This is a genomic window from Enterococcus sp. DIV1090 (assembly GCF_050537975.1).
GTDB lineage: Bacteria > Bacillota > Bacilli > Lactobacillales > Enterococcaceae > Enterococcus > Enterococcus faecalis.
The window spans coordinates 1,739,393-1,764,535 of the sequence record NZ_CP172917.1; the positions used below are offsets into that span (position 1 = coordinate 1,739,393).

Genomic DNA, 25,143 nt, shown 5'->3' on the forward strand with positions numbered 1-25,143 from the left:
CGAACATACATAAGTCTCACCGTTTAAGACAACACCAGAAATTGCTTTCGGAGTTGGTGATGTTGTCACAGCATAAATACTGTCAGTTACTCCCTCATGAAAAAACTATTTAACATTGATTGGAGAACCAATGTTATGAATAATTACTTAATTAGTATACCGTTTTCCACTCTTTTTTTCAAATAAAAGTTCTGCTCATTTGAAAAAAACTGAAATCCTTTCATTCGGATTCCAGTTTCTTGATTTGTATTCGTAAAATACGTTGTTGCCCCCGCTTTCGCGACCAACTAATAACCCAAGAAAGTAAGAAAAGACTAATCACGGTTCCTTCACGAACAAAAATCGGCAAATGATAACTAATGGACAATCCTAGTGCCAAACTGACACAAAAAATATCAACAAAATAACGATAAACTTGAAAACTATAGCGCGTTCTTTCAGAAATAAGTGTACAAAATTTTTCAATAGGAAATTGCAAAACACCTAGCGCAACTACCTGTCCTGTCCCGATTCCTGCTATGATTGTCCCTAAAATAAATAGAACAATTTTAACCAAATAATTTTGAAAAACAAGCGAACCAAATAATTGATATAAGAAAAAATTAATGACAAAACCAAAGCCAATTAACGCCACCAAAATAATCAAATAGTCCTGAATTTTACGCTGCTGATCTAACAACCAACACGTGCCTAAAAAAGCTAAATTGATAGCTGTGGTAACAGTTCCGACTTTTAAATGAGTAAGTGTTGCAAAGGTCACATTAAATGCATTAAAACTACTAACTCCAATGCCTGCTTGAATTGTCAAACTGATGCCCAATGCACTAATTAAATAAAAAAGAAACGATAGCACAATTTTTTTCTTCCACATTATAAAAACTCCTCTACTCTTGATACGTCTATTATGTGCTACAATAGAAGAAACAAATAGGAGATATCTCCTATTACAAGGAGAAAAAATGCTTAAAACAGCCTACCAAAGATCACCGAAACAAGAATTAGCTAAAAATACGCCTTTTTTTAATGAAACTGATTTAAAACACAGTTTTATTATCGATTTTGAAAATCAAGAATTCATTCATCACCAAGCAGAGCCATTAAATTATCTTTTTTATTTAATCAAAGGAAAAGCAAAAATTTTAAAAACAGAACGCAATGGCCGCCAATCCATTGTTCAGTTTTTAACGACAGGTGATTTAATTGGCGATTTAACATTAGTTCAAGCGGAAACGATAACCAAGGACGTTATCGCCTTAGGTGAAACCTGTTGTTTGGCTATTCCTTTAGCTTACGCAGAAACTGTTTAAAAAAACAAGGTACTTTTTATGCAGCAACTCAGCCATTATCTAGGGAAAAAAATGCTCCAACGGGTGGACCACTTTACAACGAATCAGACCTATGAACTAAGTTATCGGCTAGCGGAATTGCTATTGGTTGCCGCTAATCACGAAGATGTTTATAAAGAAAAACATACTGAGATTGCCGAATACTTAGGGGTTAGTTATCGCCATCTTATTTATACCTTCAAACAATTTCGAGAGCGCGGCTTTATTCAAAAACAAGGAACTGCTTATCACATCAACCGCTTAGCGTTACATTCTTTTGTGCAAAAAATGAAGAGTTAAAGTGGTGGATTGTTGACAAATAGTGCGCTTCCCGCTACCCTATTCTTATTAATAAGAAAGAAGGGACAGCAATGGAGCAAGCATCATTTACTGTATCTAGTTGGCAAGAACAACCGATTGACAATCTTAATGAAAATTTCCCAGTGAATCAAGCGAGCGCTACTTATCAATTGTCAGGCGCCTTATCTGGGACAGCTTCTGTGGAATACTTAATGACTTATCAAGGCTCTTCAATGGCAGATGGGCTTGAAGCTGTGGCTCAAGTGGTCGGTTTCCTACATTTCGAAGGAACTTATTTAGGAAAAAAAGGCACCTTTACGGCTTGCGAAAAAGGGACGTTTACACAGGGTCTTTTAGACTGCCCAGGTGAACTATTTCAAGCATCAGGTGAGCTTGCCGGTTTATCCGGTCGCTACACTTATGAATTTAGTCAAGAAGAAGCGCTTCTTCATTTAGACTTTGTATAATAAAAAATTTTAAGGAAAGTTGGTGACATTATTTTACTTATTTTAAATTTGGCGGTTGTAAAAGACAATGGGTGTTTTTGATTAGATTAAACTTTTAAGGAGAAAAATTATGAAAAACACCCGAAACACCGTCCCATCATTACTAATTATTATTTTGCTTGTGGGATTTCCACAAATCAGCGAGTCGATTTTCACACCCATTTTACCAGCGCTTAGTTCTGCTTTTAACATTCACGATAGCGTGGCACAATTAACCATGAGTATTTATTTTGTTGCCTTTGCCGTTGGCGTTTTATTCTGGGGAATTTTATCCGATACGATTGGACGTCGCCCAGCTATGTTATTAGGAATTTTATGCTATTTAATTGGAAATATTGGCCTTTTTTTGAGTCCGACATTTCCTTGGCTGTTATTCTTCCGTTTAATTCAAGCATTTGGTGCAAGCGTTGGTTCTGTTATTACCCAATCGATGATGCGGGAAAGCTTTAACGATCTTCAAAGAGGGAAAATTTTTGCTCAAACAAGCGCTGCTCTATCGCTATCTCCTGCCATCGGACCCTTAGTCGGCGGACTTGTTCAAACCTATTTTGGCTATCAGCATGTCTTTAGCACCTTAATTGTCATGGCTGTTCTATTACTTTTCTATAGTTTTTATCGTTTACCAGAAACCTTTCACTTAGGAAATACCTTAACGAAAGCGCCTTTTTGGTCCGTGGCGAAACGCCTTTCCTTCGACTCGAAAGTTTGGTGCTACGGCTTATTGATTGGGGGCATTAATGGTTTATTGTTTAGCTACTATGCAGAAGCTCCGTTTATTTTCATCAATCACTTTGGCTTTAGCAGTGTCCAATATGGCTTTCTTGGTTTAGTTTTAGCTGTGTCTAGTATTCTTGCTGCGGTTCTTATCAATTGGTTGCTAGGATATTGGTCAGCGGAAAAAATTGCCTTTGCTGGTTTGCTGCTAAGTATCTTTGCGGCTTGCTGTTTATTAATAATGACACAATTTGAATCAATCATTGGTCTTATTTTGTTTATTTTTCTCTTTTTCTTAGGGATTAATATTACTTTGCCCAATGCCTTAAGTATGGCCTTAAAAGGCTATGAATCTGTAATTGGTACTGCCAGTGGGATTTTTAGTTTTGTCTATTACTTGTTTGTTAGTTTCTTTACCTATTTGATTAGTTACTTTCACAATGGCACCATTTGGGTCTTACCGCTTTACTTTTTAAGTTTTGCCTGCCTGTTAGCTTTCAGCTATTATGTCATTGTTTATCGTAAAACTTTAAAATAAAAATCAAAAAACACACGAATATTTTTCGTGTGTTTTTTTTAGCTAAAAAATTGATTTTCTAAACTATATTGCTTCCCTGAAACAATGTCATATTGAATCAGTCGGTATTCCTCATATAGTTGTTCTTGCTTTTTATTCATTTCTACTGTTTTTTTCCATTCCCCACCGAGATAGTAATTCCCCTTTTCAAAAGCAGGCAATTGTTCTTGTACCTCATTTAGCATAGCGTAAAATCCCGATTGCGGTAAGCCGCTTTGTTGGAAAAGTGAGGGAGCAAAATAAAATGGACTAATAGTTGCTTGATGCTGATTTTTTTCTGTTAACTGGTTCGCCGTATCATACATTAGAAATTCTGTCTGGTGAAGGGCTGCTCCTTCATTCAACGCTTGAATGTTTTCATCATAAATACTTGGTAAGTGATCTCCCCAAAAAACGACTAATGTGCGTTTGGGCATTTTTTCGATTTCTTGTAGGAAATTTTTCAAAGCTTCGCTACTGTAGGCAATATCTTGCAAGTAATTATTGAGCGCGACTTGATTGCCGTTTCCTTGAGAAAAATAATTGGACGTTGTGTATTTATTTTCATAGGGCATATGTGTTTGCATAGTAACTAAATGAATGAATTGCGGTTGCTCTTTTTCTTTAAGCAGTGTCGTCACTTCCTGATACGCTGCTTGATCTGAAATGTAAGGATTATTTTCTAGTTTATCCGTATAGTTCATTGTTTTTTCATTGATAAATTGATCAAAACCTAAAATTTTATACACATCTTTTCGTTTATACATAGATGTATTGTACGGATGAATAGCCGTTGTTTGGTACTTTTGTTCCTTAAGTAATGAAACAATGGAAGGCAATTCCGTCATCTTAGGAATCATCATCGTATAAGGTGTAGTCATTTGGGCATTCATTAATTCCATCGAAAAACTTGTTAGGGCTTCAAATTCAATATTCGCAGTTCCGCCCCCGTAGTTTTGTGAAAGCATCTGGCCACTGTAAGTTTTATCAGCGATTTGCTGATAATCAGCTAAAGGGTTACCAATAATGGACAAACCTTTCAGATGATCTGGATTTGAAAAACTTTCACTCATGACAAACACAATATTTGGTTGCTCATTGCTCGGCACTGTTTTCGCCTCGGCCAACTTTTGATATTTCTGAGTAATTTCTGAAATAGCTTCTTTTGAATAACCCTTTGGTTGGTCCATAGCCTCTACTTTTAAATTATATAGAAAACCACCAATAAATCCTGTATTGTAGTAATTCATTTTTTGGCTGTAAGGAATCCATAACGCGGTTTTATTATAGGCTTTACGTAACAAATTTTGCGGATTGTTAAAATCACCAATATATGAAAATAGACCAATCGAAAGAACAAGACTTAACACACGAATTGTTTGTTTTTTCTTCGATAAAAAGAAACTTTTATAAAAGGCTTTTCCTAAGAAAAAAAGTGCTACACAACCTAACGCAACCACAAAAATAAACGGCCATAAACCAACCATTTCTTTTAATAAACTAACTTCTGTGATCATTTTTAAGTCGTCTGGGTAAATAGGTTCGACACGATAAAACATCTTTTGATAGTCCGCAAATCCTAAAACACCTATTATGACACTATATAAAAGAGCGCCAACTCCTAATGAACCTGCCAAACTACATAAAAAAAGTAAAAAAACGCTTAGCACAAAACAACCTAAGAAAAACTTTTCCGTATGCCACGAAAAAGCAAACTTGAAGGCTAAATCAACAGACAAGTTATTCTGACACCATTGCAAATATAAATTACTAAAAATAACTAATAAGATGAACCCGATTCCATACAAAAGGTAGCGGTAGGGCCATCGCCTAAATTTTTCAACTCTCTTTTTCACATCGATCTCCTATTCAAAAACTAGTAATGTATTTATTTTATGCTTCTTGAAAAAGAATGTAAAGAAGTAGCTAGCAAAGAAGTCTAAGGAATGGTAAAGAAAAAATGTTATTTGTTGCAAAAATAATTTTCCAGTGTTATAGTAACAATGGAATTTCGTTATCAGTTATCGTCGCCTTTTTAGAGTACTTTATGAAAGGAGAATAACTATGACTTACAAAGTAAAAAACATTCAATACCGTATTCAATTAGACACAGACAAAAATATTTTCATTGTTTTTGATGCAAAAAATGAAAGTAAAACAGCAACTGGTCACACAATTGAAGAAGCAATTGCACACTTAAAACAATTAAACTAAGGAGTGACAAACATTTCCATGCAAGACCCTTTAGGTAGTTATTTAAGCTAAAAGCCGTTTAGTAAAGAAAAAATACTAGACGGTTTTTTTGTATCTTCTTCGCCTTTTATTTTTTACATAGTATACTGAAACAAACGGAGGTGTTTTTATATGACCATCATTGCAAACTATATTCGCCAGCAACCCCAACATCAAACACAGTTAACAGAAATCTACCAAGCAATTTTAGCAGTTGTTCCTCAGGAGACTACTGAAAAAATCGCTTATGGAATGCCGACCTTTTACTTAAATGGCAATTTAGTGCATTTTGCGGCGGCCAAGCAACATTTAGGTTTCTATCCTACGCCATCAGCCATCCAACGTTTCAGCAAAGAATTACGCCCTTTTAAAACCTCGAAAGGTGCCATTCAATTTCCCTACACGCAAAAGTTACCTCTTTCATTAATACAGGAAATAGTTAAATTCCGTGTACAAGAAAACATGAAAACAGGGTCTCAATGAGACCCTGTTTTCATGTTCTTAAAATTTTTTCCATCGCTTTTCCCTTGGCCAATTCGTCGATTAATTTATCTAGGTAACGGATTTTTTGCATTAAAGGATCTTCAATTTCTTCCACGCGATATCCACAAATTACGCCTTTGATCAATTGGGCGTTTTCATTAAAATTGGGTGCTTCTTCAAAAAATGTTTCCATCGTTACTTTTTGAGCCAATTGTTGTTGCAAGCCTTTTTCATCATAACCAGTTAACCAATAAATAATTTCGTCAACCTCCGCTTGCGTTCGATTTTTACGTTCTGCTTTTTGGATATATAGCGGGTAAACACTGGCAAAGGTCATTGTATAGATTTTCGGTTTTGTCATTGGTTTTCCTACTTTCTGAAAAAATAACTCCTTCTCATTATACTATACTTCTCTTAAATTTAAACTTTAATACCATGTTAAAAGAATAAGTGCCGTAAAAAATTTAAAAAGCAGTAAAATTGACTCTTCTAGTAAAAATTTCTTTTGTTATTTTTCTTTATATAAGGAGCCCATTTTTTATGTTATTTAATCACAGGAACCTGATTCTATCATTGCAGAATAGGCTTTCATTCAGTATACTGTAAATAGAGGAACAAGAAACGAATTGGATAATTAGGCACTGAAAGAACGCACCACCGTTCTGAATGTTTCGAAACACACAACAGGTTATCGAAATGGCCATTGGAGAAAAATTCCTTTTTCTCCGAGGTTAGCGATTGTGACATGTTGCAATCGTTTTTTGTCCTTAAAATGTTGAGAAAAAGAAAAAAGGCACTTTGCATGTCAGCACCACCTGACAAACAAAGCCCTTCATAGACAGCACAACCTATCTATTCCAGTTGCCTTTTTTGCTAGTTACACTAGCTAATTTTAGTGTACCCGATTTTCAGTGAAATTACTAGCATCTTTAAAATTTTTACTGAAACGATCATCCTGTGCAATGAACTAGTTTTCTTCAGCGGCGGCAACCGCTGAGAAGCTTTTTCTCAAATTTTAAGTGAATAATGTATCATAAACTTTTTTGGCATATCCATCCGTCATATTACATACAAAGTCCACCGCCATTTTCAAACGATAATAGTCTTTTTCTGCTTCTGTAGCGTTCTTTGCTTCTCTTCTATACAACGCTTTCGCGCTTTCCGAAATATTATTAAAGATTCGCTCCTCATACTTATTCATGGAAACTTTTTCGTATTTTAGTACGACTGGAACAAATTCATCTAGTAAACGATTGATGATATTGAAGCCTAATACCTCTTGATCCAAAATTGTTTTTGTTTGAAAAACATAGACTCTAGAAAAGTTTTTTAATGCCTGAAAGCATTTCACTTCATCACAATCTTCAATGATAATTTCATTATGATAGATACCTCTCATAATTAAGTCATAATGATTAGCAAAATTTTTCGCTACGCTTTGACAAACAGCCCTTTGTGTCTTTCTCAAAAATTCTTGTAAGGTAGCTTCTTCTGTTTTATCTTTTTCTAACATTAAAAATTTTTTTGTTCCTGTTTGCGAATCAACAAACTGCTTTAAATCTTGATAGCTGTATAAACCATAATTATAGGCATCTTCGATATCTGAAAAAGTATAGGCGATATCATCTGAAGCTTCTAACAAAAAGACTAATGGGTGTCGCTTATTTTGTGTTCCTGTCGCAAATTTAATGGCGTTAAACACTTGTTTTTCCGAGTAAAAATAGCCAACTTTTTTAGACAAAAGCTGTTGCTTATTTAATTGATCTGAAGATGCCGTATATTTGATAACTGTATCTAATGTCGTGGCTGTTAGTTTCATTCCTGCTTTAGAAGTCCCATTATCATGATGCAGTTTTGTTAAAAGTCGGATGGTTTGAGCGTTGCCTTCAAAGTTAAGAAAATCATTTTGTTGTTGCTCCGAAAAATCAGACCAACAAGCATACAAAGGACCATTTTTTTCAAACCAAATACGAATGGCTTCTTCCCCAAAATGTCCAAAAGGGGGATTGCCAATATCATGGATTAATGCAGCTGTTTCTAACAACCGATAGCATTCTGATAATTCCATAACCTCAATGTTTCGTTCGTTCAACTGTGAAATAACTAATCTAAGTATATCCCTGCTATGCATTGCCACTTCTAAGCTATGCGTTAAACGCGTTCTTACAAAATCATTACGTTCTAAAGGAAAAACTTGTGTTTTGTCTTGTAAACGTCTAAATGCATCACTTTTAATTACTCTACGATAGTCACTATCAAAAGATTTACGAAGTTCTGTGGCTAAATCAACTTGCTTATTTAACCAGTCATTTTGATATTGTTTACCATTATCAGAAATACGATATGTACCAACCAACTGACGCCAATTCATTTTCATTTATTACCTCCTCCAATTACTCTACCTTCTCTAAATAAGAGACGTAAATATTTTTACATTTACCAATATCACTAAATTCCCGATTGTTATACGCCTTATCCTTTTTCAATTTAAACCGCACTTTTTCGCCTTCTTGAAAAGTTCCCCACGTAAGAAAAAAGAATAGCCAATGACTTTCATCCTCTGATAGCGTGTCTAAACCTAAACTTTTAGGCTCAATTAAGCTAGGTAATTTAAAACAGTCATACACTCCTTTTGCTGTGCCATACACAGGACGATGAGTGCTAAGAGTCGTTTCAAAATATCCCTTTTCATCAGGTTTTAAATAACTTGCTTGCCGAATCAGTTGTGTCAGTTTATTTTGGAATGGCTGAATATTTTTCTCAACGTTTAGTTCAAAATCTGGCTCAGCTTGTACATCTGTGTCATGAGATAACTTTTTTAATAAGCAGTTTATTTCATTAGTACTTGTCTTATCATTAAACGCAATCGCCAAACGCTCACTACTAATAACACCTTTCATATCTTTCATAGAAAAATTATTTAACGCAATTGGATAGTGTTTATCTGATAGCATCCAAGAAGCACCCATTTCGTTTAAACATGGAATACTCTGATAATAATGATCAGATAAAAAATACAGCATGACAGGTTGATTGGTTAGCTCCCTTTTAATCGTGTCAAAAATTAATTCTCCTGGTTGTACACCCGTTTCAATAGTGGAACTATAAAAAATATCCTGTGTTCGAAACCCAAACTTTTTCAATAATTGGATAAACGCATCCACATATTCTTGATCCTTTGAACTATGACTAATAAAAATCTTTTTCCCATTGCTCACTACTCAACATCCTCCAAGTTAAATTTGTGTTTTCATTTTTTTGTGAAATTCTATACTATTTCTTTAAGCGTACAGCGTTATCTGAAACCAGTCAATACTAAAATTATAAAATAACAATTATTTTGTTTTATTAAATTTTTATATAATGTTGTTTTGTTAATGTTTTGTTATTTTTAAACAAGTGATTATAGAGCGATGTACGGTTGAAGTTATTTCTAATCTATTTTTTTCAATATTTTTATAAATATAAAAAAACACGCCTTTCTTTGCAGAAAGGCGTGTTTTTACGTCCGAGTATAAGGAGAATTGGTTCATTAACCAATTGTCCCTTTAAGCGTTATTCATTTAATGAATTATTTGTTTTTTAAGTTGTAGAAAGATTTTAAGCCTTTGTATTCAGCTACATCGCCTAATTGATCTTCAATACGTAATAATTGGTTGTATTTAGCAATACGGTCAGTACGGCTTAATGAACCAGTTTTGATTTGGCCAGCGTTTGTTGCAACAGCGATATCAGAGATTGTTGAATCTTCTGTTTCACCAGAACGGTGAGATACAACTGCAGTGTAGCCAGCTTCTTTAGCCATTTCGATTGCTTCAAATGTTTCAGTTAAAGTACCGATTTGGTTAACTTTGATTAGGATTGAGTTAGCGATACCTTTTTCGATACCTTCAGCTAATTTAGTTGTGTTTGTTACGAATAAATCGTCACCAACTAATTGAACTTTGTCGCCTAATACTTCAGTTAATTTTTTGAATCCGTCCCAGTCGTTTTCGTCTAAGCCGTCTTCGATTGAAATGATTGGGTATTTAGAAACTAATTCTTCGTAGAACGCGATCATTTCTTCAGTTGTTTTTTCGCCTTCGCCTGAGTCAGCTAAAACGTAAACGCCTTTTTCTTTGTCGTAGAATTCTGAAGAAGCAGCATCCATAGCAAGAACAACGTCTTTACCAGGAACATAGCCAGCTTTTTCGATAGCTTCGATGATTACTTCGAAACCTTCTTCGTTTGAACCTAAGTTAGGAGCAAAACCACCTTCGTCACCTACTGAAGTAGCTAAGCCGCGACCTTTTAAGATTGAAGCTAATGCGTGGAATACTTCTGCACCCATACGTAAAGCTTCTTTGAATGTAGGCGCACCTACAGGCATGATCATGAATTCTTGGAAGTCAATACTGTTGTCAGCATGTGATCCACCGTTGATGATATTCATCATTGGAGTTGGTAATACTTTTGTATTGAATCCGCCTAAGTAGTGATATAAAGGCACTTCTAGGTAATCAGCAGCAGCACGAGCTACGGCGATAGACACACCAAGAATAGCGTTAGCACCTAATTTACCTTTGTTAGGAGTTCCATCTAAATCGATCATTGCTTTATCGATAGCCATTTGATCGCGTACATCGTAACCGATGATTGCTTCAGCAATGATGTTGTTTACGTTATCTACAGCTTTAGTAACACCTTTACCTAAGTAACGAGCTTTGTCGCCATCACGTAATTCAACTGCTTCGTATTCACCAGTTGAAGCTCCTGAAGGAACCATTCCACGGCCGAAAGCTCCGCTTTCAGTGTAAACTTCTACTTCGATTGTTGGGTTACCGCGTGAGTCTAAGACTTCGCGTGCGTAAATATCAGTAATAATTGACATGTTTTGTCTCTCCTTTGAGTTTGTATTTATACTAAGGGGATTCCCTCATGTATGATTGTAGTTAATTCTCGCAAACTATGCAAACATTTTTTTGCAAAAGTCATTGAGAAAACGTTACCGTTAGTGATTTCTTATTTTACAGCATCTAATAAAGCTAGGAATGAGTCTGCTTCTAAGCTTGCGCCGCCGACTAAAGCACCGTCAACGTTTTCTTTTGCCATATATTCAGCGATGTTTTCTGGTTTAACAGAACCACCGTATTGAATACGAACAGCTTCAGAAACTTCTTTGCCGTATAATTTTTCAACTGTTGAACGAACAACACCACAGATTTCATCTGCAATATTAGCATCTGCAGATTTACCAGTTCCGATTGCCCAGATTGGTTCGTAAGCGATAACCATTGAAGCAACTTGTTCGTTTGATAAACCAACTAAGCCGTTAGTGATTTGACTTTCGATCCATTCCGCTGTTTTACCAGCTTCATACGTTTCTAAAGTTTCACCACAACAGAAGATTGGTGTCATACCATTTGCAAAGATTGCTTTGGCTTTTTTATTGATATCTTCATCTGTTTCGTGGAAATATTCGCGACGTTCAGAGTGTCCGATAATCACATAGTTCACACCTAAATCTGCAATTGCAGCTGGTGAGTTTTCACCAGTGAAGGCACCAGCGTTTTCCCAGTAGCAGTTTTGTGCAGCTAATTTCACTTCAGAATCTTTTAGGTTCCAAGCTAAAGGAGCTAAGAATAATGCTGGAGATCCAATCACAGCGTCAACAACGTCGTTTGATGGAACAGCATTTTTTACTGCTTCTGCAAAGCTTTGTGCTTCGCTTAAAGTTTTGTTCATTTTCCAGTTACCAGCGATAATTGGTTTGCGCATGAAAAGCACATCCTTTTCTTTTTTTAAAAATATTGTCTTTTAAACTGATTATTTATCGTTAATAGAAGCTAAACCTGGTAAAGTTTTGCCTTCTAATAATTCTAAACTTGCTCCGCCACCTGTTGAGATGTGAGAGAATTTGTTTTCGTAGCCTAATTGAATTGCTGCAGCAGCAGAGTCCCCGCCACCGATGATTGTTGTTGCGTCTTCTAAATTAGCAATCGCTTCACAAACACCAATTGTTCCTTTGGCAAAGTTACTCATTTCAAATACGCCCATTGGACCATTCCAAACAACTGTTTTCGCACCTTGTAATTCGTTAGCGAATAATTCAATTGTTTTTTCACCGATATCCAAGCCTTCTTCATCATCTGGGATTTCAGTTGAAGGAACCGTGTGGAAAGGAGCGTCATTGCTGAACTCTTTAGAGACAACTGTATCAACCGGTAAAACTAATTTGTCGCCAGCTTTTTCCATTAAGCTTTTCGCTAAGTCCACTTTATCTTCTTCAAGTAAAGATAAACCAACACTATAGCCTTGTGCTTTCATGAATGTGTAAGCCATACCGCCACCGATTAAAATTTTATCGGCTTTTTCAATTAGGTTTTCAATGACAGCGATTTTGTCAGAAACTTTTGCGCCACCCAAGATTGCTACGAATGGACGTTTTGGATTTTCAACAGCTTCGCCGATGAATTTAATTTCTTTTTCCATTAAGAAACCAGCAACTGTTGGGATACCAGTTGAAGCAATTCCAACGTTTGAGGCATGTGCACGGTGTGCAGTACCAAAAGCATCATTGACAAATACATCGCCTAAAGAAGCCCAGTATTTACCCAATTCAGCGTCATTGCCGCTTTCTTTTTTGCCGTCAACATCTTCAAAACGAGTGTTTTCAAATACTAAAACGTCGCCATCTTTCATATTGTTAACAGCGTCTTCTAATTCTTTACCACGTGTTTCTGGAACAAAAGTAACTGGTTGACCTAGTAATTCGCTTAAACGTTCAGCCACTGGTTTTAATGATTTGCCAGCTTTGTCTTCTTCTGTTTTTACACGACCTAAATGAGAGAAAAGAATTGCTTTTCCGCCATTTTCAATCACGTATTTGATTGTTGGTAAAGCCGCTACGATACGATTATCGTTTGTGATCACGCCATCTTTTAACGGAACGTTAAAGTCAACACGGACAAGGACTTTTTTGTCTTTTAAATCTACATCTTTAATTGTCTTTTTAGCCATGAGTAGACCTCCTGTATTGTCAATTTTAGGATTTTTCTTTTTTAAAAAAAGAAAGCGGAGAAGCGCGTTGCTTCCCCGCTTATTATTTCACAATTGTTCAAATTTCACTAATGATAAGAATGAATCTTATAAGTTAGCGAAGTATTCTAAAGTACGAACTAATTGAGCAGTGTATGACATTTCGTTGTCATACCAAGCAACAGTTTTAACTAATTGTTTGTCGCCAACTGTCATAACTTTTGTTTGAGTTGCATCGAATAATGAACCGTAAGTCATACCTACGATATCAGAAGAAACGATTTCGTCTGTGTTATAACCATAAGATTCGTTAGCAGCTTTTTCCATTACTGCATTCACTTCATCAACAGTAACTTCTTTGTCTAATACAGTAACTAATTCAGTTAATGAACCAGTTGCTACAGGAACACGTTGAGCAGCGCCATCTAATTTACCGTTCAATTCTGGGATTACTAAGCCGATTGCTTTAGCAGCACCAGTTGAGTTAGGTACGATGTTTGCAGCAGCAGCGCGCGCACGACGGAAGTCGCCTTTAGGATGTGGTCCGTCTAATGTCATTTGGTCACCTGTGTAAGCGTGGATAGTTGTCATTAAACCTTCAACAACACCAAAGTTGTCATGTAAAGCTTTAGCCATTGGAGCTAAGCAGTTTGTAGTACAAGAAGCGCCTGAAATTACAGTTTCTTCTCCAGTTAATGTTTCATGGTTTGTGTTGTAAACGATTGTTGGTACATCGTTACCACCAGGAGCTGAAATAACTACACGTTTTGCACCAGCAGTTAAATGTTTTTCAGCAGCTTCTTTAGAAGTAAAGAAACCAGTACATTCTAAAACGATGTCTACGCCTAATTCGCCCCATGGTAATTCTTCAGGGTTACGGTTAGCTAAAACTTTGATTTCTTTGCCGTTAACGTTGAATGAACCTTCGTGAACTTCAACTGTACCGTTGAAACGGCCTTGAGTTGTATCATATTTTAACAAGTGTGCTAACATTTTAGCATCTGTTAAGTCGTTGATTGCAACTACTTCGATTCCTTCTACATCTTGGATACGACGGAAAGCTAAGCGTCCGATACGTCCAAATCCATTAATACCTACTTTAACTGTCATTAAAGATTTCCTCCTTATGAAAATCAAAAATTTTTTATTTTAAAGGGTTCCCCCTTTTAAAATCTCGTTTGCGGCAGCTTCATCTGTGATGAGCCACGTTTGTTTTGGTGCATTTTTCATATATGCGCGAATGGCTTTGGCTTTCGTTTTGCCGCCCGCAATTGCGACGACATAGGGAATTTCTTGTAAGTTTTTTAATTGAAGGCCAATTCGTGGAATTTTATAGACCACTTTTCCTTCTTCATCAAAGAAATAACCAAACGATTCTGCCACGGCATTTTTTTGTTTGAGCATAACCATTTCGTCATCAGACATTTTTCGGCGTGCCGCCATGTGCAACGCTCGACCAATACTGTGCACCACACAGTTGGCATGACTAATTAACGTAAGAACTTCTTGAATCGAGGGTTCTTGTAATAAACTATTATACGTTTCACGACTCAATTGTTCTGGGACATATAACGCCCGGTAGTTACCACCCGTTTTGTTGGCCATTACAGCACTAATTGAATTGGCTTGGACAGAAACTGCTTCACCAATCCCTCCTCTGGCTGGAACAAACAAATTATGACGTTTTTCAGTTTCTAGTGATCCCATATTTTCGGCCACCATGGCCATTGTTGTCCCACCCATAACCGCAATTGTATTCTCACCATTTGGTAAGAGTAAATTCAGCGTATTGGTTAAGACATCTCCAAAGTCCGAAAGAACTTTCTTTTGGATATCACTATCTCCTGCAACAACGATACAACGTTGAATGCCAAAGTACTGTGTCATTTCTTTTTCGATTTGGTGCATGCCAAGCAATTGATTCATGACTAATTCTAAGCCTTGGTAGACTTCCAAACCGCGTTCTGTTAATGTCATTCCGCTTTTTGAAGGTTCAATCAGGTTGAGCTGCTTTAAAACATCTGTTTCTGTACGCAAGACTCGCTCTGTAATTCCCATCGTTTCTGATAAACTTCTACGTCCAATAGGTTGCATCCAATAAATATTGCGAAGAATTTGAAATCTTTCTTGTAATACATCGAGCATATCTGGAGCAACTGCTTCAATCATTTTAAATTCTTTTAACATGATGCGCTCCTTTTGTGGGTCGAAATATGTCCAAGTAAGACTGAAAACGACCTATGAACTTTAAAAAAATAGAATTGATGTTCGTTTTTCCTACTATTTATTCATAACAGTATTAAAAGTACTTATCAATTACACACTTAGTGTACCAGTTTTTTTGGGTCTTTTCAATAAAAATGATTCTTTTTTCATCGTTTTCTTTCAAATCCAAACAAAGCATTCGTTTGTGAGAAACAATAGCGACTTATTTCCGAATAATCAGATCTAATTAAACCAAAAGCAAAGAAATTCACGAACGTCTTTCAATTAACTTCTTGTTTAAATGGGAATTTCAGGTCCTCTCACAAAGCATTTTTTACTCATTTTTCAAAAAAAGCAACGAAAGAATAGACACAGCCCTTCTCCCGTTGCTTCATATCCTTTTATTTGTAATCTTCTTCGTAAAAACGTCCTAAAATTTTAACATTATCTGAGATGCTGACAAAGGCATTCGGATCACTTTCTTTCATGGCTGCTTCTAAACTTGGCAACTCAAAGCGTGTCACAATAGTTAGCAAAACAGTTTGGCGGTCGTGGCGATATGCCCCTTCCGCTTCATGAATAATTGTAATACCGCGGCGCATTTTCTTTTGAATCTCATCCACGACTCGATCTGGGTTTTTGGTGACAATCATAACTTGCATTTTCTTTTGCTTAGTATAAACGGCATCTGTGACCTTCCCACTTACAAAAATTGATAACGCACTGTAGAACATGTACTGCCAGCCAAATAAATAACCTGCAACGAAGACAATTAGTGCGTTAAAATAAATTGAAATCGAGCCAACGGAACGCCCCGTTTTTTTCCGAATGGTAATGCTTAGAATATCTAAGCCCCCAGAAGAAACCCCGTTTTTTAAAACAAAACCAATTCCTGATCCCGAAATCGCCCCACCAAAAATAGCACAGATAATTGGATCTTGAGTCATCACCGTTTGCGGAACAATATGCATAAATAATGAAGTTAAAGTCACGGTAATGAAAGTAAAAATTGTAAACTTCTTACCTATTTTTTTCCACGCAATAAAGAATAACGGCACATTTAAAAGATACAATGTAATGGAGACAGGCACATTAAAACCGACAATTTTTGTTGAGAGGGTTGTTAAAATTTGGGCCAAGCCTGTTAAGCCACTGGAATAAATATTTCCTGGTTGATAGAAAAAGTTCATGGCAATTGACGCAAGAATAGCATAGACAATCGACACGGAAAATTTTGTTGTATAGTCATGAACTGGCAGTCCGTCATAAATTTTTTTCATAAATAATAGCCTCGTTTCAGGTTTTCAATAAATTACATTTCTTTTCATATTATACGTGGTTTACCGAGAGAAAAAAAGAGATTCCTATAATAATTACGGAAGATTCATCAAATGTTTATAGAAATGAAAAAAGAACGAAATCTTAACGATTTCGTTCTTGGGTTGTTTCATAATGGGCTCTTGGTCCACCAATATATTTAGGACGAGAATATAATGCTGTAACATGAGCCGCACCTAACGTTCGAATGCTCAAGCGAAGAGGAACTTGCACATGTTTTACATGCATACCGATAGATGTATCGCCAATGTCAATCCCTGCTTGAGCAACAATATGCTCCACTTCCACAGGTTCATCAAATTTTTCAAAGGCAGCCACTGAACAAGAACCGCCAGCATGTAATTGTGGTACTACCGAGACAATTTCAAAGCCTTTTTCTTCAGCCACACGACGTTCCATCGCTAAAGCACGATTAATATGTTCGCATCCTTGGACAGCCAAAGAGATGCCTTTTTTATCTAATTGTTCAATTAAGGTTGAGACAATCCATTGTCCTACTTCGGCACTGGAATTTTTACCAATGACGCCACCTACTACCTCGCTGGTGGTACAACCTAAAACAAATAGGTCCCCTTTTTGTAAATTTCCTGCTGTAATGACTTCCTCTGTAATTGTCACTAACTGTTCTTTTAACATTTTTTCATCGATAGTCATTTGTTCATCCTTCTTTCTTCTAAACGACCATTTTTTGGTAACACACGTTTTAATGTTTGACTAAGAGGCAATGCTACAATCACCCCAAATAAGGATTGAATGATATTCCCTGGTAATGAGGCAATCCCCGCACCCACGCCGTAAAGCCAGCTAGTCGCTAAAGCATACCCGCTAATCATGAGGAGACTGGCTAAAAGTAATCCTAGCGTTTGCATCTTTTTATTTTTATTAAAGAAGTGCCCTGCTAACCAACCTTGTCCGCCATGAATCAATAACGAAAAAACGAACCATTGTGGATAGCCTGACAATAAATCAATTAAACCACCGCTTAAAGCTCCGACTGTCAAGCCACCAATCGGACCAAAAAGTAAACTAGCAATGTAAATCCCTGCATCCGCCAATGTAACAAAGCCATTTGTTGCTGGGACGGGGATAATAAAGACCATTGACACAGCCACTGTTAAAGCGGTAATTACTGCATATAGACTAATTTTTCTTGTCATTATCCGCCACACCTCCTGCTAGTAATCCTTCATGCCACACACTTCCAAAATCTGCATTTAGCTGGACCCCAGAAACAATGGCTTCATGAACGTATGTTTTTGCTAAATCAACTGCTTCAATTAACGGATATCCTTTAACTAAATTCGCACCTATTGCAGAGGCAAAGGAACAACCAGCGCCATCAATGGTGTGGGCCATTACTTTTTCTTTGACCAATTGAATATGTTGTTGTCCATCATAAAAAAAGTCACGTGCTTCTTGACCAAGCCAACGATTACCGCCTTTAATCACCACCGTTGCCGCTCCTAAAGAGTTTAACTCTTCCGCCGCTTGTTGGACTTCTTCGACGGTTGTTAATTTTCTGCCAATGAGTAATTCTGCTTCTTTTAAATTAGGCGTTATAATCGTTGCGAATGGAAAAAGTTTTTCAATCAATAACTGCATGTATCTTTTTTCATAAACTGAAGTCGTTTCTTTAAAAGCCAAGACAGGATCCAACACCACCGGCAGACCTGCGTGCTTTTTCAAAAAGGTTGCAATTTGTAGCATACTTTCTTCACTGTGAATCAAGCCAATCTTGATGCCGTCTAAACTCCCGGCAGGTATGGAAGCGAGTTGCTCTTTCACCAAAGAAGTCTCAAGGTCATGAATCTGAAAATGATTCTTGGGGGCTGTAGCAAGGCAAGTTAAAGTTGATAAGCCAAAGACTTGATGATTTTCAAACGTTTTTAAATCTGTTTGAATCCCGCCACCTGAAAAAGGATCGGAACCGCCAATTGTTAAAATTATTTTTGTCATTTGTTTCGCTCCTTTATACACTCAGTTATCATACAAAGTTTTCTAAAAAGAAAAAACAGCCAATTGGCAGATTTTTAGCTCAGCCACTTTTTAAGTCTTTCGTTATCTTTTTCCTTCCTAAAGAAAGAGTGACCTCATCCGTCAATGAAGTCACTCTTTCTTTGGATTTAACACTTATTCGTCAATGGCTGTTACATCAATGTTTAATTCAAACAATTGTAATGGAGAAACTAAACTTGGTGCGTTGTTCATTGGGTCAATTGCTTTCCCGTTTTTAGGGAAGGCAATCACTTCACGAATATTTTCTTCCCCAGCCAATAGCATTGCTAAGCGGTCTAGCCCTAAAGCAATCCCTCCATGTGGCGGGAAGCCGTAATCTAATGCGTCTAGCAAGAAACCAAATTGGTCTTGTGCTTCTTCTTTTGTAAAACCTAACGTTTCAAACATTTTTTCTTGTAATTCTCGTGTATGGATCCGTAATGAGCCGCCACCTAATTCGTAGCCGTTTAAGACAACATCGTAAGCTTCCGCATACACAGAGGCTGGGTCTGTTGCTAAGCGGGCCACATCCTCTGCTTTTGGTTGTGTAAATGGATGATGAGCAGAAACATAGCGGCCAGCTTCTTCATCATATTCAAACAACGGCCAATCCACAATCCATAAGAAATTGAATTTCGATTCATCAATTAAACCTAATTCTTTACCTAAACGTGTACGTACCGCACCTAAAGCAGCGGCTACGATTTCAGGTTTATCGGCACCAAACATTAAAATATCACCGACTTCTGCATTGGTAGCAGCAATTAATTCATCACTAACTTCTGTTAAGAATTTAGCAATTGGTCCTTTTAAGCCATCTTCTTCAACTTTTAACCAAGCTAAGCCTTTTGCGCCAAATTGACTCACATACTTACCTAAGTTATCCATATCTTTACGAGAATACTTATCTGCGGCGCCTTTTGCATTCAAAGCCTTCACATGTCCACCATTTTCCAACGCTGCTTGGAAAACTTTGAAGTCTACGTCTTTCACTACATCTGCAACATCAATTAATTCCATAGCAAAACGAGTGTCGGGTTTATCGCTACCATAGCGTGCCATCGCTTCGTCATAGCTCATTCGTGGAAACGGAACAGAAATCTCAATTCCTTTTGTCTCTTTCATCACTTCAGCCAACATATTTTCTGTATATGTTTGAATTTCTTCTGGTGTTAAAAAGGTCGTTTCGATATCGATTTGTGTAAATTCTGGTTGACGGTCGCCTCGTAAATCTTCATCACGGAAACAGCGAACGATTTGGTAATAGCGATCGAAGCCTGCCCCCATTAATAATTGTTTAAAGAGTTGTGGTGATTGTGGTAAAGCATAAAAATGACCGGCATGGACACGAGAAGGAACCAAATAATCGCGAGCGCCTTCTGGTGTTGATTTGCCTAAATAAGGAGTTTCAATGTCTAAAAAGTCATGATTATCTAAATAGTGACGGATTGTTTTCGTTACTTGGTGACGTAATTTAATGTTGTTTGTCATTGATGGACGACGCAAATCTAAATAACGATATTTCATGCGCAATTCGTCATTAACGTTATTGTCATCTTCAATGGTAAATGGCGTTGTTTTCGCAGTATTTAAAATCGTAATATCAGTCGCCATCACTTCAAACTCGCCAGTTTTCATTTTTGGATTAATCGCTTCTTTATCACGATAAACGACTTGACCTTTAACTTCGATGACGTATTCACTACGACATTTATCAGCAATTTCCCATGCTTCTTTTGACTTTTCTGGGTTAAAGACCACTTGGACGATTCCTTCACGGTCACGTAAATCAATAAAGATAACGCCTCCTAAGTCACGACGTTTTTGAACCCATCCTTTTAATACAACTTCTTTTTCAATAAATTCGGCAGATACATTGCCGCAATAGGTTGTGCGTTTTGCCATTTCTCAATCTCTCCTTTTTATTCTTCAATCATTTTTGTCATCATTTCGTCATACACTTCATCAAATGAATCATGAATAGCACTTAACGGGAAGGCTTTTTCTTCGCGTGTTGCCATTGATTTTACGTTGACAATGCCTTCATTCAATTCATTTTCACCGATTGTTAAAACTAACTTTGCTTGTAATTTATCGGCCGTTTTAAATTGCGCTTTTGGTTTGCGATTCATGTAATCACGATCAGCTGAGAAACCAAAGTTACGAATGCTTTGAACAAGTTGCAAAGCTGCGACGTTGGTTTCTGAACCAATGCCAACCACATATGCGTCTAATTCAGATAACGCTGGAATCACAACTTCTTCAGCTTCCATTGTTAACAACACTCGTTCAATGCCCATACCAAAACCAAAACCTGGTGTGTCTGGGCCGCCTAATTCTTCAACTAAACCATTGTATCGGCCCCCTGCACAAATAGTTGATTGCGCCCCCATTTTAGGCGCTTCACTCATAATTTCAAAAATTGTGTGTGTGTAATAATCCAGACCGCGAACCATATTACTATCAATTTCATAAGGAATTTCTAGTAAATCTAACATATCAGTTACTGCTTCAAAATGTGCTTTAGATGGTTCATTTAAATAATCTAAAATGGAGGGCGCTTCCGCGACAATCACCTTGTCTTTTTTATCTTTGCTGTCTAACACCCGCAATGGATTTTCGTGTAAGCGACGTTGTGAATCCTCGCTTAATTCTGCCATATGGGGCTCTAAATAATCGATTAATGCTTGACGGTACGTAGCACGTGTTTCTTTATCCCCCAAGGAATTAATAACTAATTTGATTTGTTGGATGCCTAATTGTTTGAAGAAGTCCAAAGCCATAGCCATGATTTCAACATCCAATGCTGGATTTTCACTACCAAATGCTTCCACACCAATTTGATGGAATTGACGCAAACGACCAGCTTGTGGGCGTTCATAGCGGAACATCGGCCCCATGTAATAGGTTTTATATGGTTTCGTATATTCCGGACCATATAATTTATTTTCAACGAAGGCCCGAACAATTGGCGCTGTCCCCTCAGGACGTAGCGTCACGTGACGGTCTCCTTTATCATAAAAATCATACATTTCTTTTGAAACAATATCTGTAGTATCGCCAACACTGCGAGATATCACTTCATAATGTTCAAAAATCGGGGTTCTGATTTCTTGGTATTGATAATCTTTAAAAATCAAACGAGCTGTTTCTTCCACAAATTGCCATTTTTCAGAAGTTCCTGGCAAAATATCGTTTGTTCCTTTTGGTTTTTGATAACTCATTGTCTTTCTCTCCTTCTATCATTCCACAAAAATGTGTGCGCCATTTTCTTTTTTCTAAAAATGAAAAAAGCCCTTGTATGTTGAACATACAAGGGCGTAAAAGTCTCTTTTACACGGTACCACCTAGTTTTGAAAGATTTTACTCTTTCCTCAACGATTAACGCTCGTAACGGGACGGCTTTTCTTCCGTCCATCTCCAGAATGTCTTTCACTTTCACTGTTGAAGTTGCTCTCAGCCACGGCAACTCTCTCTTCGCAGACAGATGAAACTTACTCGTTCCTTCGTAGATTTTTAATATTATCTATAAACTACTAAAGTTCTCTTAGAAAGTCAAGGGGTTCCGACAGGAAAATCAATTATTTTTCTCGTGTATCAATCACAATGGTCACTGGACCATCATTGGTCAATGACACTTGCATATCCGCGCCAAATTCTCCTGTGGCTACCGCTATTCCTTCTGCTTCTAATTGTTGATTAAATAATTCATACAAAGGAATCGCCACATCTGGACGAGCCGCTTCAATAAAACTGGGACGATTGCCTTTTTTAGTTTTTGCATAGAGGGTAAATTGAGAGATACTTAGAATTGATCCTTCAATCTCTTGAATGCTGCGATTCATTTTTCCTTCGTCATCTTCAAAAACACGTAATTTACTGATTTTGCCAACAACATAAGCCACATCTTCTGGCGTGTCTTCTTGATGGATGCCCACTAGCACCATGAAGCCTTGTTTGATTTGTCCCACTATCTGCTCTTCTATCGCAACTTGTGCTTGACTGACTCTTTGAATAACTACTTTCATCTTTTTTGCCTCACTTTTAACACTTACCCATTGGTTCGACGAACACTATAAACATCTGGTACACTTTTAATTTTGTCAACGATGGTTTTTAAATGAGAAAGGTTTTGAATTTTCACAGTGACATGAATCTGGGCCATCTTATCTTTGGATGGACGAGCTTCAACGCCGACTAAATTTTTTGTCATCGAACTAATGACTTGTAAAACATCACTCAGTAAGCCACTACGATCATAGCCGTAAATCTCCAAATCGGCAGCGTATTCTTTGCGACTGTGCTCGGTATCTTCCCACTCAACTTCAATTAGACGTTGTGCTAGTTCTTCTTGATGTTGTACGTTAGGACAGTCCGCACGATGAATTGAAACGCCACGTCCTTTGGTAATGTAACCAACGATTTCATCACCAGGCACTGGATTACAACAGCGGCTTAAACGAATCAATAGGTTGTCCACCCCTTGAATCACGATGCCGCCTTCATGACGAACTTTCATTTTTTCTGATTCTTTTTTAGCTGGCTGATTTAACAACTCTTCTGCTTCTTGACGTTGACGTTCCAACTCTTGTTCGCGGCGTTCTTTTTCTGTTAAACGATTGCACACTACTTGCGCACTTACTTCGCCATAACCCACTGCCGCAAATAAATCATCTTCCGTTTGAAATTTAAATTTATCTAGCACTTCCGCCATTTTATTCTTCGTTAAAAATTCTTTCGGTGTAAAGCCGATTTCTGTCATGTATTTAATGACAGCATCATGCCCTTTAATAATGTTATCTTCACGGTCTTGTTCTTTAAAGAAACGTTTGATTTTATTTTTGGCTTTACTTGTTTTAACCATTTTCAGCCAGTCGCGGCTAGGTCCGAAAGAATTCGGTGATGTTAGGACTTCAATAATATCCCCATTTTTTAGGACATAGTCTAACTGTACCATTTTGCCGTTGACCTTCGCACCGGTTGTTTTATTTCCAATTTCAGTATGAATGCTGTAGGCAAAATCTAGTGGTCCGGAGCCTTTTGGCAGTTCGGTTACATCTCCGCTTGGCGTAAAGACATAGACTTTGTCGCTAAAAATGTCTTCTTTCACACCTTGCATAAATTCAGAAGCATCATAGCTTTCATCTTGTAATTCAATAATTTCATGGAACCAATCGACTTGCTTCGTCAGTTCATCTGTTTCAATTTTTTCCGCTTTGCCTTCTTTATAGGCCCAGTGAGCCGCCACCCCAAATTCGGCGATTTGGTGCATCTCATGGGTCCGAATTTGGACCTCTACTGGATTCCCTTTTGGCCCAATAACTGTCGTATGGATAGATTGATACATATTCGCTTTTGGCATAGCAATATAATCTTTAAAGCGACCTGGCATTGGTGTCCAACGTGTATGAATCGCCCCTAACACGGCATAGCAATCTTTAATGGAATCGACAATAACACGAATGGCTAATAAGTCATAGATTTCATTAAACTGTTTCTTTTGGTCCTTCATTTTACGATAGATTGAATAAATATGTTTTGGTCGACCATATATTTCTGCGTAAATTTCTAAATCTTCCGTAGCTAAACGAATATCTTCGACTGCTTCTGCCACATAAGCTTCACGTTCATCGCGTTTACTTTGCATCAAATTAACAATTCGATAGTATTGGTTGGGGTTAATATAACGTAAGGCAGTATCTTCTAATTCCCATTTAATTCGACTAATCCCTAAGCGATGTGCTAAAGGCGCATAAATTTCTAAAGTTTCTTGTGCAATCCGTCGTTGCTTATCTTCACGTAAATGTTTCAATGTGCGCATATTGTGCAAACGATCGGCTAGTTTCACCATAATGACCCGTAAATCTTGCGCCATTGCCAATAACATTTTCCGATGGTTTTCGGCTAATTGTTCTTCATGAGATTTATATTTAATTTTTCCTAGTTTCGTTACGCCATCGACTAACATTGCGATGTCTTCGCCAAATTCTTCTTTTAAATCGTCCAGTGTTACGTCCGTATCTTCGACAACATCATGTAAAAATCCTGTTGCTACAGTATGGGGATCCATATGTAATTCAGCCAGAATGCCTGCCACTTGAATCGGATGGATGATGTAAGGTTCACCTGATTGTCGGACTTGACCTTCGTGTGCTTTTTCAGCATAAGTTAATGCTTTTTGAACCAACTCAACATGTTCTGGTCCCATATAGGTACTTACAATTTTGATGACCGCTGGGCCTGTCAGTATTTCTTCTTTTGGCATGGTATTCACTCCTCTATGAAGGTGACCTTTGGATAAAGAACACTTCGTTCACGTTTTATCTATTTTAATAAAAAAGAAAAGTACCACTTGAAACAGTAGCACTTTCAACAACTCTATTATACTAAATTTCCCTTAAATTTCAATCACTGTCGCTTTTTTACTCTCTGTTTATTCAAAGAGAATGCCTACAAGAATTTTACAGGCGGG

24 protein-coding genes and 1 pseudogene are annotated in these 25,143 nt (G+C 37.2%); 5 read left to right on the forward strand and 20 right to left on the reverse strand.

Annotated elements, in window-relative coordinates:
- Positions 1–220 precede the first annotated feature (220 nt).
- The gene (locus IGL48_RS08390; protein WP_048949291.1) at positions 221–871 is read right to left on the reverse strand and encodes a YczE/YyaS/YitT family protein; all 651 of its coding nucleotides are present in this window, start codon (positions 869–871) and stop codon (positions 221–223) included.
- Between the two features lie 88 nt (positions 872–959).
- Here IGL48_RS08390 and IGL48_RS08395 point away from each other — a divergent pair.
- The 3 genes and pseudogenes from IGL48_RS08395 to IGL48_RS08405 all read left to right on the forward strand — a co-directional run bounded on the left by IGL48_RS08395 (position 960) and on the right by IGL48_RS08405 (position 3,383).
- Positions 960–1,625: pseudogene (locus IGL48_RS08395) on the forward strand (cyclic nucleotide-binding domain-containing protein).
- A gap of 71 nt (positions 1,626–1,696) precedes the next feature.
- Positions 1,697–2,092, forward strand: coding sequence for a DUF3224 domain-containing protein (locus IGL48_RS08400; protein WP_002362038.1), 396 nt, complete (start codon positions 1,697–1,699; stop codon positions 2,090–2,092).
- Positions 2,093–2,201: 109 nt separating this feature from the next.
- The gene (locus IGL48_RS08405) at positions 2,202–3,383 is read left to right on the forward strand and encodes a multidrug effflux MFS transporter (RefSeq protein ID WP_002362039.1); all 1,182 of its coding nucleotides are present in this window, start codon (positions 2,202–2,204) and stop codon (positions 3,381–3,383) included.
- A gap of 38 nt (positions 3,384–3,421) precedes the next feature.
- On the opposite strand, the gene IGL48_RS08410 is transcribed toward IGL48_RS08405, so the two are convergent.
- Positions 3,422–5,257 carry an LTA synthase family protein gene (locus IGL48_RS08410; protein WP_002365814.1) on the reverse strand — a complete coding sequence of 612 codons (1,836 nt, stop codon included), beginning with the start codon at positions 5,255–5,257 and terminating at the stop codon, positions 3,422–3,424.
- A gap of 208 nt (positions 5,258–5,465) precedes the next feature.
- Here IGL48_RS08410 and IGL48_RS08415 point away from each other — a divergent pair, with 208 nt between their 5' ends.
- On the forward strand, positions 5,466–5,615 hold the full coding sequence (locus IGL48_RS08415; RefSeq protein ID WP_002357118.1) for a hypothetical protein: 150 nt from the start codon (positions 5,466–5,468) through the stop codon (positions 5,613–5,615).
- A gap of 150 nt (positions 5,616–5,765) precedes the next feature.
- Positions 5,766–6,116, forward strand: a complete 351-nt coding sequence (locus tag IGL48_RS08420; RefSeq protein ID WP_010824781.1) for an iron chaperone — start codon at positions 5,766–5,768, stop codon at positions 6,114–6,116.
- 10 nt (positions 6,117–6,126) lie between these two features.
- Here IGL48_RS08420 and IGL48_RS08425 read toward each other — a convergent pair whose 3' ends face one another.
- From IGL48_RS08425 to IGL48_RS08510, 18 genes are all read right to left on the reverse strand, one after another.
- Complete coding sequence (locus tag IGL48_RS08425) at positions 6,127–6,477, reverse strand: DUF2200 domain-containing protein (RefSeq protein ID WP_002360043.1); 351 nt, start codon at positions 6,475–6,477, stop codon at positions 6,127–6,129.
- Positions 6,478–6,704: 227 nt separating this feature from the next.
- A complete protein-coding gene (locus tag IGL48_RS08430; RefSeq protein ID WP_002357102.1) occupies positions 6,705–6,920 on the reverse strand; it encodes a hypothetical protein in 216 nt (71 codons plus the stop codon).
- Positions 6,921–7,131: 211 nt separating this feature from the next.
- Positions 7,132–8,493 (reverse strand): deoxyguanosinetriphosphate triphosphohydrolase, encoded by a 1,362-nt coding sequence (locus IGL48_RS08435; RefSeq protein WP_048949290.1) that lies wholly within the window; start codon positions 8,491–8,493, stop codon positions 7,132–7,134.
- A 16-nt stretch (positions 8,494–8,509) separates the two neighbouring features.
- A complete protein-coding gene (locus tag IGL48_RS08440; RefSeq protein WP_002360036.1) occupies positions 8,510–9,334 on the reverse strand; it encodes a toll/interleukin-1 receptor domain-containing protein in 825 nt (274 codons plus the stop codon).
- Positions 9,335–9,687: 353 nt separating this feature from the next.
- On the reverse strand, positions 9,688–10,986 hold the full coding sequence (gene eno / locus IGL48_RS08445; protein WP_002357098.1) for a phosphopyruvate hydratase: 1,299 nt from the start codon (positions 10,984–10,986) through the stop codon (positions 9,688–9,690).
- A 131-nt stretch (positions 10,987–11,117) separates the two neighbouring features.
- Complete coding sequence (gene tpiA, locus IGL48_RS08450) at positions 11,118–11,873, reverse strand: triose-phosphate isomerase (RefSeq protein WP_010824783.1); 756 nt, start codon at positions 11,871–11,873, stop codon at positions 11,118–11,120.
- 48 nt (positions 11,874–11,921) lie between these two features.
- Positions 11,922–13,115, reverse strand: coding sequence for a phosphoglycerate kinase (locus IGL48_RS08455; RefSeq protein WP_002357094.1), 1,194 nt, complete (start codon positions 13,113–13,115; stop codon positions 11,922–11,924).
- Positions 13,116–13,241: 126 nt separating this feature from the next.
- Positions 13,242–14,243 carry a type I glyceraldehyde-3-phosphate dehydrogenase gene (gene gap / locus IGL48_RS08460; protein ID WP_002357093.1) on the reverse strand — a complete coding sequence of 334 codons (1,002 nt, stop codon included), beginning with the start codon at positions 14,241–14,243 and terminating at the stop codon, positions 13,242–13,244.
- A 39-nt stretch (positions 14,244–14,282) separates the two neighbouring features.
- A complete protein-coding gene (locus IGL48_RS08465) occupies positions 14,283–15,320 on the reverse strand; it encodes a sugar-binding transcriptional regulator (protein ID WP_010824784.1) in 1,038 nt (345 codons plus the stop codon).
- A 419-nt stretch (positions 15,321–15,739) separates the two neighbouring features.
- Positions 15,740–16,618 (reverse strand): YitT family protein, encoded by an 879-nt coding sequence (locus IGL48_RS08470; RefSeq protein ID WP_002357090.1) that lies wholly within the window; start codon positions 16,616–16,618, stop codon positions 15,740–15,742.
- A gap of 142 nt (positions 16,619–16,760) precedes the next feature.
- A complete protein-coding gene (locus IGL48_RS08475) occupies positions 16,761–17,330 on the reverse strand; it encodes a TIGR01440 family protein (RefSeq protein WP_002365825.1) in 570 nt (189 codons plus the stop codon).
- The gene (locus tag IGL48_RS08480; RefSeq protein WP_002357086.1) at positions 17,327–17,833 is read right to left on the reverse strand and encodes an ECF transporter S component; all 507 of its coding nucleotides are present in this window, start codon (positions 17,831–17,833) and stop codon (positions 17,327–17,329) included. Before IGL48_RS08480 ends, IGL48_RS08475 begins: the two co-directional genes overlap by 4 nt.
- On the reverse strand, positions 17,817–18,653 hold the full coding sequence (locus IGL48_RS08485) for a bifunctional hydroxymethylpyrimidine kinase/phosphomethylpyrimidine kinase (RefSeq protein ID WP_025190752.1): 837 nt from the start codon (positions 18,651–18,653) through the stop codon (positions 17,817–17,819). The genes IGL48_RS08480 and IGL48_RS08485 overlap by 17 nt, the downstream gene beginning before the upstream one ends.
- A 153-nt stretch (positions 18,654–18,806) precedes the next feature.
- On the reverse strand, positions 18,807–20,576 hold the full coding sequence (aspS, locus tag IGL48_RS08490) for an aspartate--tRNA ligase (protein ID WP_002360034.1): 1,770 nt from the start codon (positions 20,574–20,576) through the stop codon (positions 18,807–18,809).
- A gap of 17 nt (positions 20,577–20,593) precedes the next feature.
- Positions 20,594–21,895, reverse strand: coding sequence for a histidine--tRNA ligase (hisS, locus tag IGL48_RS08495; RefSeq protein ID WP_002362049.1), 1,302 nt, complete (start codon positions 21,893–21,895; stop codon positions 20,594–20,596).
- Complete coding sequence (locus IGL48_RS08500) at positions 21,892–22,113, reverse strand: hypothetical protein (protein ID WP_002383130.1); 222 nt, start codon at positions 22,111–22,113, stop codon at positions 21,892–21,894. The genes hisS and IGL48_RS08500 overlap by 4 nt, the downstream gene beginning before the upstream one ends.
- Before the next feature lie 139 nt (positions 22,114–22,252).
- Positions 22,253–22,699: a D-aminoacyl-tRNA deacylase gene (gene dtd, locus IGL48_RS08505; protein WP_002357080.1), complete on the reverse strand. Its 447-nt coding sequence runs from the start codon at positions 22,697–22,699 to the stop codon at positions 22,253–22,255.
- Between the two features lie 23 nt (positions 22,700–22,722).
- Positions 22,723–24,936: a RelA/SpoT family protein gene (locus IGL48_RS08510; RefSeq protein WP_002357079.1), complete on the reverse strand. Its 2,214-nt coding sequence runs from the start codon at positions 24,934–24,936 to the stop codon at positions 22,723–22,725.
- Between the last annotated feature and the right edge of the window lie 207 nt (positions 24,937–25,143).

What these genes read in the sequence shown, in the direction of transcription:
- IGL48_RS08390 (WP_048949291.1), bottom strand. Translation starts at nt 871, where the DNA reads ATGTGGAAGAAAAAAATTGTGCTATCGTTTCTTTTTTATTTAATTAGT.
- IGL48_RS08400 (WP_002362038.1), top strand. Translation starts at nt 1,697, where the DNA reads ATGGAGCAAGCATCATTTACTGTATCTAGTTGGCAAGAACAACCGATT.
- IGL48_RS08405 (WP_002362039.1), top strand. Translation starts at nt 2,202, where the DNA reads ATGAAAAACACCCGAAACACCGTCCCATCATTACTAATTATTATTTTG.
- IGL48_RS08415 (WP_002357118.1), top strand. Translation starts at nt 5,466, where the DNA reads ATGACTTACAAAGTAAAAAACATTCAATACCGTATTCAATTAGACACA.
- IGL48_RS08420 (WP_010824781.1), top strand. Translation starts at nt 5,766, where the DNA reads ATGACCATCATTGCAAACTATATTCGCCAGCAACCCCAACATCAAACA.
- IGL48_RS08425 (WP_002360043.1), bottom strand. Translation starts at nt 6,477, where the DNA reads ATGACAAAACCGAAAATCTATACAATGACCTTTGCCAGTGTTTACCCG.
- IGL48_RS08430 (WP_002357102.1), bottom strand. Translation starts at nt 6,920, where the DNA reads ATGCAAAGTGCCTTTTTTCTTTTTCTCAACATTTTAAGGACAAAAAAC.
- IGL48_RS08435 (WP_048949290.1), bottom strand. Translation starts at nt 8,493, where the DNA reads ATGAAAATGAATTGGCGTCAGTTGGTTGGTACATATCGTATTTCTGAT.
- eno (WP_002357098.1), bottom strand. Translation starts at nt 10,986, where the DNA reads ATGTCAATTATTACTGATATTTACGCACGCGAAGTCTTAGACTCACGC.
- tpiA (WP_010824783.1), bottom strand. Translation starts at nt 11,873, where the DNA reads ATGCGCAAACCAATTATCGCTGGTAACTGGAAAATGAACAAAACTTTA.
- IGL48_RS08455 (WP_002357094.1), bottom strand. Translation starts at nt 13,115, where the DNA reads ATGGCTAAAAAGACAATTAAAGATGTAGATTTAAAAGACAAAAAAGTC.
- gap (WP_002357093.1), bottom strand. Translation starts at nt 14,243, where the DNA reads ATGACAGTTAAAGTAGGTATTAATGGATTTGGACGTATCGGACGCTTA.
- IGL48_RS08465 (WP_010824784.1), bottom strand. Translation starts at nt 15,320, where the DNA reads ATGTTAAAAGAATTTAAAATGATTGAAGCAGTTGCTCCAGATATGCTC.
- IGL48_RS08470 (WP_002357090.1), bottom strand. Translation starts at nt 16,618, where the DNA reads ATGAAAAAAATTTATGACGGACTGCCAGTTCATGACTATACAACAAAA.
- IGL48_RS08475 (WP_002365825.1), bottom strand. Translation starts at nt 17,330, where the DNA reads ATGACTATCGATGAAAAAATGTTAAAAGAACAGTTAGTGACAATTACA.
- IGL48_RS08480 (WP_002357086.1), bottom strand. Translation starts at nt 17,833, where the DNA reads ATGACAAGAAAAATTAGTCTATATGCAGTAATTACCGCTTTAACAGTG.
- aspS (WP_002360034.1), bottom strand. Translation starts at nt 20,576, where the DNA reads ATGGCAAAACGCACAACCTATTGCGGCAATGTATCTGCCGAATTTATT.
- hisS (WP_002362049.1), bottom strand. Translation starts at nt 21,895, where the DNA reads ATGAGTTATCAAAAACCAAAAGGAACAAACGATATTTTGCCAGGAACT.
- dtd (WP_002357080.1), bottom strand. Translation starts at nt 22,699, where the DNA reads ATGAAAGTAGTTATTCAAAGAGTCAGTCAAGCACAAGTTGCGATAGAA.
- IGL48_RS08510 (WP_002357079.1), bottom strand. Translation starts at nt 24,936, where the DNA reads ATGCCAAAAGAAGAAATACTGACAGGCCCAGCGGTCATCAAAATTGTA.